This is a genomic window from Flavobacterium sp. LHD-80, from assembly GCF_030929605.1.
Taxonomy (GTDB): Bacteria; Bacteroidota; Bacteroidia; order Flavobacteriales; family Flavobacteriaceae; genus Flavobacterium.
The window spans coordinates 534,985-546,581 of record NZ_JAVFVS010000005.1 but is presented as its reverse complement, the minus strand read 5'-3'; the positions used below and the strand labels follow the sequence as shown (position 1 = coordinate 546,581).

Genomic DNA, 11,597 nt, shown 5'->3' with positions numbered 1-11,597 from the left:
ATTATATAAATTAAGCTATAAGCTATAGGCAATAAGCCGTAAGCTTTGAACTGTAAGTCTTATAGTTGTGACTTTTTAAAATTTATATAAAATAGGATGGAGGGTGAAAAGTTGAATTTGCTATTGCAATAGGTTTTTTATCGAATGAAGCGAAGATTTTTGCTTTTGATTCGATAAGTGCTGTTAATTTGAAATTATTTAAAACGGAAGTTTGAATGTAAACAACTTCTGCTTTTTCTTTCAGATTGTTTTGCATTCTTTTTTCATTGTCAGCGTATTTTTTTAAGCTTTTTTGAAGTTCACAACGGCCGTTACAAGTGTTGAAAACCATTTTACGCTGCACACAGATTGTTTTTGAAATCTCTTTCTGATTTAATTTGAATGAGGTATAAACAAAGAAACTGCCAAAAGAAGGAACTAATAGCATGCAGGAAAGAAATATGACGAAAAGTCGTTTCAAAATGTGTTTCGTTGTTTTCGAGAGCAAAAATACATTATAAATATTATTTACAAGAATGATTTTTGTCATTTTGTGTAAAAAAGTCTTTTTTTAGTCTCAGTCTCAGTTTTCAGTCTCAGTGCGGAACTAGAAACTTTTTTAAATAAATAAACCCGACAGTTTTTTAAAACCTGTCGGGTTTGATATGGAATTTAAGTACTAGTCTGTAAACTTAAAACTGCGACTGAATACTTAAAAAAATTATTTAACTAAAACCCAAGTTCCTGAAGCTAATAGGGCTTCTGCTTTTTTGAATTTCATTTCTTCAGTTTTGCCTGTAGCAACTTCCTGAACAGTAACTGTATCATTTCTGTTGATTTTTGGCATATCTCTAACAATCGTTTCAGTAACCTGACGCTGTTGTGTTTCTCCAGCTTCACGGTTAATGCTTTCGCTGTTAGGAATTTCGTCTTTGCTTAATTGTAAATTCTCTGCTTGACGAACTTCTCTTGCTTCGTGAATTTCAGAGCTGACGTTTTGAGCAGGCAAATCACCTTTGAATAAAAATGAAATAACTTCTTTGTTAACGTTGTCTAACATTCCTCTAAACAAGTTGAAAGCTTCTAATTTGTAAATAAGCAATGGATCTTTTTGCTCGTGAACAGCTAATTGAACAGATTGTTTCAATTCGTCCATTTTACGTAAGTGTTTTTTCCAAGCCTCATCAACAATTGAAAGTGTGATGTTTTTCTCGAAATCAGCAATTAACTGAGCACCTTGGCTTTCGTATGCTTTTTGCAAATCTGTTACAACGTTCAAAGTTTTGATTCCGTCTGTAAAAGGAACTACAATTCTTTCAAAATGATTATTTGGTTCTTCAAATACACCTTTAATAATTGGGAAAGCTTCTCTTGCGCTTCTTTCTGTTTTTTCAGTATAGAAATTCAAAGCTTCTTTGTATACTTTTCCAGTAACTTCAATATCAGATAATTTTGCGAAATCTGCTTCAGAAATTGGAGAAGTGATTCCGAAATAACGGATTAAATCAAACTCAAATCCTTTAAAGTCATTTGCTATTTTGTGATTGCTTACAATTAATTCGCAAGTATCATAAAGCATATTCGCGATATCTAGTTTCAAACGCTCACCAAATAAAGCATGACGACGACGTTTGTAAACTACTTCACGTTGTGAATTCATAACGTCATCATATTCTAATAAACGTTTACGAACACCAAAGTTGTTTTCTTCTACTTTTTTCTGAGCACGTTCGATCGATTTAGTCATCATAGAATGCTGAATAACTTCACCTTCCTGTAATCCCATTCTGTCCATAACTTTCGCTACTCTTTCAGAACCGAATAAACGCATCAAGTTGTCTTCAAGAGAAACATAAAATTGAGAACTTCCTGGATCTCCTTGACGTCCAGAACGACCACGTAACTGTCTGTCAACACGACGTGAATCATGACGCTCTGTACCCACGATTGCTAAACCTCCCGCAGCTTTAACTTCTGGAGATAATTTAATATCGGTACCACGACCAGCCATGTTTGTTGCAATTGTTACAACTCCAGCTTTACCAGCTTCTTCAACGATTTGTGCTTCTTGCTTGTGCATTTTAGCATTCAATACGTTGTGCGTGATTCCTCTCATTTTAAGCATACGGCTTAATAATTCTGAAATCTCTACAGAAGTTGTTCCAATCAATACTGGTCTTCCAGCTTGTGATAATTCAGTAACATCTTCAATTACAGCGTTGAATTTCTCACGTGTCGTTTTGTAGATATAATCTTCTTTGTCAATTCTTGCAATTCCACGGTTAGTTGGGATTTCAACAACGTCTAATTTATAAATCTGCCATAACTCACCAGCTTCTGTCACAGCAGTACCCGTCATACCAGCTAATTTGCTGTACATTCTGAAATAATTCTGTAATGTTACAGTTGCAAAAGTTTGTGTTGCAGCTTCGATTTTTACATTTTCTTTTGCTTCAATCGCTTGGTGTAATCCGTCAGAATAACGACGTCCGTCCATGATACGACCTGTTTGTTCATCGACAATCATAATTTTGTTGTCCATGATTACGTATTCTACATCTTTTTCAAAAAGAGCATACGCTTTTAAAAGTTGTGTCAATGTGTGGATACGTTCGCTTTTTACTCCAAAATCTTGGAATAATCTTTCTTTAGCTTCTGCTTCTGCGTCTTTATCTAATTTTTGTTTTTCGATTGCTGCGATTTCTGTTCCAATGTCTGGTAAAACGAAGAAATCTGCATCAGTATCTCCAGATAAATATTGGATACCATTATCTGTCAATTCTACCTGATTGTTTTTTTCTTCAATCACAAAGTATAAAGCTTCGTCAACTTTATGCATTTCGCGATTGTTATCTTGCATGTATTGATTTTCAGTTTTTTGAAGCAATTGTTTAATTCCTTCTTCACTTAAAAATTTAATTAATGCTTTATTTTTAGGTAAACTTCTGTAAGCTCTTAATAATAAGAATCCGCCTTCTTTAGTATTTCCTTCTTTGATTAATTTTTTAGCTTCTGCCAAGAAACCATTCGCAAGCTGACGTTGTTGAGCAACTAAGTTTTCGATTTTTGGTTTCAATTCGTTGAATTCATGACGATCTCCTTGAGGAACTGGTCCTGAAATAATAAGCGGTGTTCTAGCGTCATCAATTAATACAGAATCGACCTCGTCGACAATAGCAAAATTGTGTTTTCTTTGAACTAAATCGCTTGGTGAGTGCGCCATGTTATCTCTCAAGTAGTCAAAACCAAATTCGTTGTTGGTTCCGTAAGTGATATCAGCGTCGTAAGCTTTCTTTCTTTGTTCTGTACTTGGTTGGTGGTTGTCGATACAATCAACAGATAAACCGTGGAATTCGAATAAAGGAGCTTTCCAAGTACTATCACGTTTTGCCAAGTAGTCATTCACCGTTACTAAGTGAACTCCATTTCCAGTCAAAGCATTTAAGTAAAGTGGAAGAGTAGCTACTAACGTTTTACCTTCACCTGTTTGCATTTCGGCAACTTTACCTTCGTGCAAAACCATACCACCAATCAACTGAACATCATAGTGAATCATGTCCCAAGTGATATCTTTTCCGGCAGCATTCCATTTGTTGGCCCAAACCGATTTTTCGCCATCAATAGTAATATAAGGTTTTGTAGCCGAGAATTCGCGGTCTTTTGGAGTTGCCGTAACTTCAACAAAAGTGTTTTCTTTGAAACGGCGCGCTGTTTCTTTTACAACAGAAAACGCTTCTGGAAGAAGTTCCAATAAAGTTTTCTCAGAGATTTCATAAGCTTCTTTTTCAAGAGCATCTATTGCATCATAAAGATCTTCTCTTTTGTCAATGTCTTCGATGTTTTCTACTTCCGCTTTAAGCGAAGCAATTTTAGCATCTTTGTCAGCTCTAGCATCTTTTATTCTGTCTTTAAAATAAACGGTTCTAGCTCTTAATTCGTCGTTAGACAAACTCATTAAGCTGGTTTCGAATGTTTTAATTTTGTTTAAGTAAGGTTGTAAAGCTTTGACATCTTTTTGTGATTTATCACCTACAAAGACTTTAATAATACTGTTTATGAAACTCATGATTTATTAGTATTTCTTTATTATATAATGTTGTATTTTGAACCAAAAAAAAAGTCTCTGTGATGAGACTTTTTCCTTTGGTTTATTTTTTAATATTCATCCTCATTCCAAAGATAATCTTCGTCTGTTGGATAATCAGGCCAAATTTCTTCCATTGATTCATATATCTCGCCTTCATCTTCGATTGACTGAAGGTTTTCTACTACTTCTAATGGAGCACCAGCTCTAATAGCGTAGTCAATAAGTTCATCTTTGTTAGCAGGCCATGGCGCATCACTTAAATAAGATGCTAATTCTAATGTCCAATACATCTGTTATCTGTTTAGTTTGTGCAAAAATAAATTTTTTACTGAAAAAGACAAGTAAATTTTGATTTATTTTAATAAAATTTAAGAACGTCCCTACTAGTACTCAGTTTTCAGTGGCAGTTTTCAGTCTGGAGACTTAGTTTTGCAACTAATTACTTCATTTAGTATTCAGTTTTGGTCCTAATTTTCAGCGTGAAAACTGAAAACTAAAAACGGCGACTGTTTACTTCCTCGGAATCCATTTCACTTCTTCCGCTTTTAAGTCAAACGACAACTTCCGTGCCAAGACAAAAAGGTAGTCAGAAAGTCGGTTTAAGTACTTGATTGCTATTTCAGGAACGTGTTCATTATGGCTTAAATGTACTGCCAAACGCTCTGCGCGACGACAAATACAGCGCGCGATATGACAATGTGACACAGTAGGATGACCTCCAGGTAAAACAAAATGCGTCATTGGCGGAAGGCTTTCTTCCATTTTATCTATTTCGTTTTCGAGCAATTCTATATCTGAATCAATTATGCCAAGATTTTTTAAACGAAGTTCGCCATTTTTTAAGACTTCTTTTTCCTGAGGAGTTGCCAAAATGGCACCAACTGTAAAAAGACGATCCTGAATTTCGATTAAAATGGTTTTGTAATGGGAATCCATTTCTTGATCACGAATTAATCCGATGTATGAATTCAATTCATCCACAGTTCCATAACTGTCAATTCTGATGTGATCTTTAGGGACGCGCGTGCCTCCAAAAAGAGCTGTTGTTCCTTTATCGCCTGTTTTGGTATATACTTTCATTTTTTTTAAGATGCTAAGGTTCTAAGATGCTGAGATGCTAAATTTTCTCTCTTTGAAGTAACCTAAAAACTAGTGTTTCTTTTTCCGATTAAACAATTAACCAAATAAACGGTTAAACAGATTTACTCGTATCGCTTTCAATTAACCCATCACGTAAACGAATAACTCTATGCGCATAAGCAGCAATATCTTCTTCGTGCGTAACTAGAATTACTGTGTTTCCTTGTGCGTGAATGTCTCCAAAAAGCTTCATGATTTCTACAGAAGTTTTACTGTCTAAGTTTCCAGTTGGCTCATCAGCTAAAATAATCGAAGGTTTGTTGACCAAAGCTCGGGCAATGGCAACACGCTGACGTTGTCCTCCAGAAAGCTGATTTGGTTGGTGATCCATTCTGTCGGCAAGATTTACTTGATTTAAAACTTCAACTGCTCTGGTGTTTCGATCCGATTTTGAATATCCGGCGTAAATCATTGGCAACGCTACATTGTCTAAAGCCGTTGTTCTTGGCAAAAGATTAAAAGTTTGAAAAACAAAGCCAATTTCAGTATTTCTGATTCCGGCCAATTCATCATCACGCATTTGGCTGACATCTTTTCCATTTAAAATATATTGTCCAGAAGTTGGCGTGTCCAAACAACCGAGCAAATTCATTAAAGTTGATTTTCCAGATCCCGAAGGTCCCATCAATGCAACATATTCTCCTTTGTTTATTTCAAGATTAATTCCTTTTAAGACATATACGATTTCATTTCCAAGTACAAAATTTCGCTTTATGTCAGTTATTTTAATTAATGGATTTGCCATTTTGTTTTACAATTTTGGTTTTAAAAGTACAAAACACTTTTCAATAAAAATCATAAGTAGTTGATTATTGGTTTTTGTTACACAAATCTGTTTCGTTTTCTAAATTTCGTTAGACAACTAAAAATTATACATTGTTTTACTATATAGGCTGTTACATTATTCTTGTTTGATTTTATATTATTATCATTATTTTTTGTGTTTTACAGTTTTATTATGTTTTTAATGTTTTAAAGATGATAATAATGTAATTTTTTAGATTATGGTTTAAGTACATTTGTTTGTATAATTAATTAAATAATCAGAATTATGAAAAAAATACAATTGTTATCAGGAATAGCATTAATAGTTTTGGGTTTTACTTCGTGTAAAGATGAAAAACAAGAAAAAGCTCAAAAAACCGTAGACTCCTATGTAGCTTATGTTGATTCAGTTAAAAATGTAGCTGCAGAAGATTTGAAAGCTGACTGGAAAAGTGTAGATGCCGAATATGACAGACGAGCACAAGAAGCAGAATTGGCTTTAGCAGATTTAAAAGACAAAACAGCAGCAACTGAAAAAGTAAATACTAGTAAAATTAAATACGAGGAATTTAAAAAGGAAATGACCACCGTTTTTGCCCCGCCACCAGCTCCAAGTCCGAAACAGCAATTGCGTAATGCTTTGTTTGGTGAAGGAAAAATTGGAGATGATATGAGTTTTTCTTGGGTAAACGCCCAAAATATTCATAGTGTATACCAGCAATTTGTTCATACAGTTGAAGATAATAAAGATCGTTATTCAAGAGAAGATTGGGATGAAATCAAATTATTGTATGAAGCATTGGACAGCCGTAAAAACACAGTTGAAAAAGAAGGTTTGACTGCCGAAGACAATAGAAAAATTGCAGGTTTAAAAATAAAATTTGCTCCAATGTATACTGTTAACAGAATGGGAGCGAAGTCTGAAGAAAATAAAGAAGCTAAAAAATAAGCTTTTTAAAATTTTGCATTAGTAAAAAAAGACAATCAGAAATGATTGTCTTTTTTTATGCTCTAATTATAAAATGTTCTTTTTCTTGCTCATATCTAAAAAAAACAAAACCCCATTGAAAGGTGTCAATTGTTACGGTCACTTTTGGATGGTTTTTAATAATTTTCCAAGCTTCCTCCATTTCTGGGGACCAATGTATATCATCAAAGATCCAAACAGAATCATTATTTGCAGAGGATAACAAAAGTTCAAAATATTCTAGCGTTGCCTTTTTTGAATGATTTCCGTCAAAATAAACTAAATCCCAACTGCAAATATTTGCTGAACCTTTTAAGAATTCACCAAATTCTAAATTTAGAAATTCAAAGTTATGATTTGGAAATTGCGTGTTAAATAAGCTTTCGGCGATCGATTGTGTATTTTCACAGCCTTCAAGACTCAACAAATAAGAATCTTTATTTCCCAATGCAATAGCCGAAGTTGCTAAGCCTAAAGATGTTCCAATTTCTAAAACATTTTTCGGTTTAAAATAATTTGTGACTCTAAATAATAATTCGGCTCGTTTTGAAGAAATTCCAGCTGTTTTGGCAATTTTGGCAATTTGTCTTCTGTTCGATTTAAAAACTTTCGAACCTGCACCAAAATCAGTTACTTCAATGAAATTTTTATTTTCTAAAAGTGATTTTCGGTATTTTTTCAAAATTGCATATTCTGGTTTAGCTTTCTTGTCGTAAAAACATTTCGTTAACAAATTAAACACGAAAGGTGAATGAACTCCATGTTCGTTTTTGGAGTTCCAAAGAAATTTTAAGTAAGATTGTATTTGAAATAGCATACCTGAATTTGCAATAAAATGCGAAGATACGAATCAGAAACTGAAATAAATTAATGAAAAAAGACCACAACATTTTTTTGTTGCAGTCTTTTGTATAAGATTATAAATGATTTTTTGAAGATGTTAATTAGTAGAAACCAATTTTACATCAAAAAGTAAAACTGAACCAGCTGGTATTCCAGGACGATTATAACTTCCGTAAGCTAAACGTGATGGTATTAATAAAACGCCACTTCCTCCTTCTTTAAAGTACGTAATACCTTCTGTCCAGCCTGGAATAACTTTAGAAAGAGGGAACGAAATACCTGCTTCGCTGCTTTGATCGAAAACATTTCCATTTGTAAAATAGCCTTTATAAGCAACAGTTACAGTTGAACTGCTTGTTGGCTGTTTTCCAGTTCCTTGTTCGTTAATGATATAATACAAACCCGAATCGGATCGTTGTGCAGTTAATTTGTTTTTGGTTAAATAGTCTGTAATTTCCTTTTCGTTTTCTGCTGAATAATCCTTAGGCGGTGCATTCAAATCTTTATCAGAACCAGAAATAAAAAGTGTAAGAGCAAATAATGCAGATAAAAAATGTTTCATTGGGGTATTTAAATTTTTAAAGTCGTAAATATAACGGAAATTGTTTTTGGTCATGGTTTTCAGTGACAGTTTTCAGTAACCTGAAACCTGAAACCTGAAATTTGAAACTTGAAACTTGAAATTTGAAACTTGAAACTTGAAACTTGAAACTTGAAACTTGAAACTTGAGAACTAAAATCTATCCTTCAATTTTAGCCGAAAGCTCAAACCAACGTTCTTCTTTTGCATCAATTTTATTTATGATGTTTTGAAGTTCATTTGCTTTTTTCTCGATGTCAGCGTCGGCTACTTTTCCGTCAGAAAATAATTGTTCGATTTTAGTTTTTTCGATTTCTAAATCTTTAATTTCTCTTTCGATTTTCTGATATTCCTTTTGTTCGTTGAAACTTAAATTTCCAGTTGGGTTATTTTGTTTCCAATCTTTCTTTTCGGCTTTGTTTTCTTCTTTTTGAGCCACATCGGCACTGTCTTCATAAGCACGGAAATCAGAATAGTTCCCTGGGAAATTCTCAATTTCGCCTTGCCCTCTGAAAACAAATAAATGATCAACAATTTTATCCATAAAGTAACGGTCGTGAGAAACTACCAATAAACATCCAGGATAATCTAAAAGGAAACTTTCCAGAACGTTAAGCGTTACAATGTCTAAGTCATTTGTAGGCTCATCCAGAATTAAAAAATTTGGATTCTGAATCAAAACTGTACATAAATACAAACGCTTTAATTCACCTCCGCTCAATTTTTCAACATAATCGTATTGTTTTTTAGCATCAAAAAGAAAGCGTTCTAATAATTGTGAAGCCGAAATAATTTTTCCTTTTGCAAGCGGAATATATTCTCCGTATTCTTTAATAATATCAATAACACGTTGTCCCGGTTTTGGATTAATTCCCGACTGTGTATAATAACCAATTTTAATTGTATCCCCTTTTACAACACGACCGCTGTCTGGCGGAATTGTTCCTGTAAGCAGATTTAAAAAAGTCGATTTTCCAGTTCCGTTTTTACCAATAATTCCGATTCTTTCGCCACGCTGAAAATCAAAACTAAAATTATCCAGAATAACGCGATCTTTGAATTTTTTAGAAAGTTTGTGAAGTTCAATAATTTTGCTTCCCATTCTTTCCATGTTGATTTCTAGCTCAACTTTGTTTTCTTTTCGTCGACTTTGAGCTTTTTCTTTAATTACATAAAAGTCATCCTGACGCGATTTAGATTTGGTCGTTCTCGCTTTTGGTTGGCGGCGCATCCATTCTAATTCTTTTACAAATAAATTTTTAGCTTTGTCAATACTAGAATTTTCAGAAGTTATTCTTTCTTCTTTTTTCTCTAAATAATAAGAGTAATTTCCTTTGTATTGGAATAATTTTCCGTTGTCTAATTCAATAATTTCGTTACAAACACGCTCCAAAAAGAAACGGTCGTGCGTTACCATAAACAACGTAATATTTTCTTTAGCAAAATAACTTTCCAGCCATTCGATCATTTCAAGATCTAAGTGGTTAGTTGGCTCATCAAGAATCAATAAATCAGGACGATTGATTAATATGATAGCCAGGGAGAGACGTTTTTTTTGTCCTCCCGAAAGATTTTTTACTTTAAGTTTAAAATCTTCCAGTTTTAATTTGAAAAGAATTTGTTTGTATTGTGTTTCGAAATCCCACGCATTATGCTGATCCATGCCGTCAAAAGCTTTTTGATAAGCTTCTTCATCATTTGGGTTTTCAAGTGCTTTTTCGTAAGCTTCAATTATCTTAAGTGTTTCATTATCTGAAGCGAAAATGCTTTCTTCAATCGTAAGTTCATCCTGAAGATTATTGTCTTGCGAAAGAAACGCCATTCTGATTCCTTTTCTCAAAACAACTTGACCTGTATCTGGTTCGTCCAAGCCATTAATAATGCTCATAATGGTGGTTTTTCCAGAACCGTTTTTGGCAATAAAAGCAATTTTTTGGTCTTTATTTATTCCAAACGAAATGTTGTCAAAAAGAACTCTTTCGCCAAAAGACTTCGATATATTTTCTACAGATAAGTAATTCACTTTGTAAATTATAAGTTATAAATTATAAGTTATGAGTAATTTGCAAAACATAACTTTTTTGCAAAAGTAAACTATTATCTCCCCATTTGCGAATTATTTGTGAACATAGGAATTTAGAACAGGAGTAAGATCCAAATAATGAATTTGTGCCGGAACATTTATAATTGGTTTCCGAATTAATGTTTCGTTTGTCATGTAATAGTGAAGTCCGTCTGTCGTTGCGATCCCTTCAATTTGATGAAAAGAAAGCTGAAGATCAATTCTACGTTTATTTCCAGATAAAAAATCATTGTTTTTAAAATCGTATAATAAATAGAGAAATGGTTTTCCGAGTTTTGAATACCCACAAAGAACAAGAAGTTTTTTCGATTCCAAATAAGTTGCGCCAGTTACCAATCCTTTTGTGTCAAGCATTTGTTTAAACTGAGCAATATGATTTCCCGGCTGATTTGGCAAAGCATAAATGCTGGTTTTAGATGATTTCCATTGTTTGGTAAAAAGAAAAATACTGTCTTTAGTTGTTAAAAAAGCTTCGCAGTCAAAATTTGTTGTATTTGGTTTTTGAATTGAAAAATCCGTTTGATTGGAATAAGTGAATGAAATTTTTTCGATTACTGGTTTTTCGTCTAAAAAAGTTTTTTTATTGATTTTTAAGATATTTAGATCCTTTCTGTTTCCGGTGGCATTATTTCCAAAATCACCGATGTAAATATGAGAACTGTCCTGTGAAATCTCTTCCCAATCATGGTTTGTAGCTTCATCAAGAATAACTTTTTTTTGAATTTTCCCTAAAGAATCTAATCCATAAATATGTAAATCATGATCGTCATTGTGTGTCCAAAGTAAATTATAAAACGAAATTAATCCCGAAGTTTCTTTGATGGTGTCGTTTAGTTTTACAGAAAATCGAGGTTTTATTTTGAAAGATTCATATTTACAGCTTCCGTTGTTTGCAATTGCAGTTTCGTCATAATTGCTTGCAAGAGAATCAGTGCAGCCAGTTACTTGAGAAAAAGCTGAATTAAAAAGCATTATGAGAAAGAAAACTAATTTTTTCATTTATAAATATGTGATTCAATGGATTAAGCAAAAGTAATTTTTAATATCCTTAAAATGCTCACAAAATCAGCAAAATAATAGCTTAACAAAATGCAATTTTTTTAAAACTACACAGTTATCTGCCACAGTAGCATAACGTTTTTTATGTATTAAG

Annotated in this window: 10 protein-coding genes; 1 reads left to right on the top strand and 9 read right to left on the bottom strand. The window is 33.2% G+C overall.

Features of this window, described 5'->3' with window-relative positions:
- Positions 1 to 82: 82 nt before the first annotated feature.
- From RB619_RS10400 to RB619_RS10380, 5 genes are all read right to left on the bottom strand, one after another.
- Entirely contained in the window at positions 83 to 427 is a 345-nt protein-coding gene (locus tag RB619_RS10400; RefSeq protein ID WP_308097064.1) for a hypothetical protein, read from the bottom strand.
- 273 nt (positions 428 to 700) lie between these two features.
- Positions 701 to 4,045, bottom strand: coding sequence for a preprotein translocase subunit SecA (secA, locus tag RB619_RS10395; protein ID WP_308097062.1), 3,345 nt, complete (start codon positions 4,043 to 4,045; stop codon positions 701 to 703).
- 89 nt (positions 4,046 to 4,134) lie between these two features.
- Complete coding sequence (locus RB619_RS10390) at positions 4,135 to 4,356, bottom strand: DUF2795 domain-containing protein (RefSeq protein ID WP_007138072.1); 222 nt, start codon at positions 4,354 to 4,356, stop codon at positions 4,135 to 4,137.
- A gap of 220 nt (positions 4,357 to 4,576) precedes the next feature.
- Positions 4,577 to 5,146: a cob(I)yrinic acid a,c-diamide adenosyltransferase gene (locus RB619_RS10385; RefSeq protein WP_155104300.1), complete on the bottom strand. Its 570-nt coding sequence runs from the start codon at positions 5,144 to 5,146 to the stop codon at positions 4,577 to 4,579.
- Positions 5,147 to 5,258: 112 nt separating this feature from the next.
- On the bottom strand, positions 5,259 to 5,951 hold the full coding sequence (locus RB619_RS10380; RefSeq protein WP_308097059.1) for an ABC transporter ATP-binding protein: 693 nt from the start codon (positions 5,949 to 5,951) through the stop codon (positions 5,259 to 5,261).
- Positions 5,952 to 6,257: 306 nt separating this feature from the next.
- On the opposite strand from RB619_RS10380, the gene RB619_RS10375 reads away from it, so the two are divergent.
- A complete protein-coding gene (locus RB619_RS10375; RefSeq protein WP_308097057.1) occupies positions 6,258 to 6,920 on the top strand; it encodes a DUF6565 domain-containing protein in 663 nt (220 codons plus the stop codon).
- Between the two features lie 55 nt (positions 6,921 to 6,975).
- Here RB619_RS10375 and RB619_RS10370 read toward each other — a convergent pair whose 3' ends face one another.
- The 4 genes from RB619_RS10370 to RB619_RS10355 form a co-directional block, all read right to left on the bottom strand.
- Positions 6,976 to 7,755 (bottom strand): class I SAM-dependent methyltransferase, encoded by a 780-nt coding sequence (locus tag RB619_RS10370; RefSeq protein WP_308097055.1) that lies wholly within the window; start codon positions 7,753 to 7,755, stop codon positions 6,976 to 6,978.
- Between the two features lie 123 nt (positions 7,756 to 7,878).
- The gene (locus tag RB619_RS10365) at positions 7,879 to 8,343 is read right to left on the bottom strand and encodes an FKBP-type peptidyl-prolyl cis-trans isomerase (RefSeq protein WP_308097053.1); all 465 of its coding nucleotides are present in this window, start codon (positions 8,341 to 8,343) and stop codon (positions 7,879 to 7,881) included.
- Positions 8,344 to 8,521: 178 nt separating this feature from the next.
- Positions 8,522 to 10,384: an ABC-F family ATP-binding cassette domain-containing protein gene (locus RB619_RS10360; RefSeq protein ID WP_308097051.1), complete on the bottom strand. Its 1,863-nt coding sequence runs from the start codon at positions 10,382 to 10,384 to the stop codon at positions 8,522 to 8,524.
- A 93-nt stretch (positions 10,385 to 10,477) separates the two neighbouring features.
- On the bottom strand, positions 10,478 to 11,443 hold the full coding sequence (locus RB619_RS10355) for a T9SS C-terminal target domain-containing protein (protein ID WP_308097050.1): 966 nt from the start codon (positions 11,441 to 11,443) through the stop codon (positions 10,478 to 10,480).
- Positions 11,444 to 11,597: the final 154 nt, after the last annotated feature.

Excerpts from the sequence above, each read along its gene's own strand:
- RB619_RS10375 (WP_308097057.1), top strand. The coding sequence starts at position 6,258 with ATGAAAAAAATACAATTGTTATCAGGAATAGCATTAATAGTTTTGGGT.
- RB619_RS10400 (WP_308097064.1), bottom strand. The coding sequence starts at position 427 with ATGCTATTAGTTCCTTCTTTTGGCAGTTTCTTTGTTTATACCTCATTC.
- RB619_RS10370 (WP_308097055.1), bottom strand. The coding sequence starts at position 7,755 with ATGCTATTTCAAATACAATCTTACTTAAAATTTCTTTGGAACTCCAAA.
- RB619_RS10355 (WP_308097050.1), bottom strand. The coding sequence starts at position 11,443 with ATGAAAAAATTAGTTTTCTTTCTCATAATGCTTTTTAATTCAGCTTTT.
- RB619_RS10365 (WP_308097053.1), bottom strand. The coding sequence starts at position 8,343 with ATGAAACATTTTTTATCTGCATTATTTGCTCTTACACTTTTTATTTCT.
- secA (WP_308097062.1), bottom strand. The coding sequence starts at position 4,045 with ATGAGTTTCATAAACAGTATTATTAAAGTCTTTGTAGGTGATAAATCA.
- RB619_RS10385 (WP_155104300.1), bottom strand. The coding sequence starts at position 5,146 with ATGAAAGTATATACCAAAACAGGCGATAAAGGAACAACAGCTCTTTTT.
- RB619_RS10380 (WP_308097059.1), bottom strand. The coding sequence starts at position 5,951 with ATGGCAAATCCATTAATTAAAATAACTGACATAAAGCGAAATTTTGTA.
- RB619_RS10390 (WP_007138072.1), bottom strand. The coding sequence starts at position 4,356 with ATGTATTGGACATTAGAATTAGCATCTTATTTAAGTGATGCGCCATGG.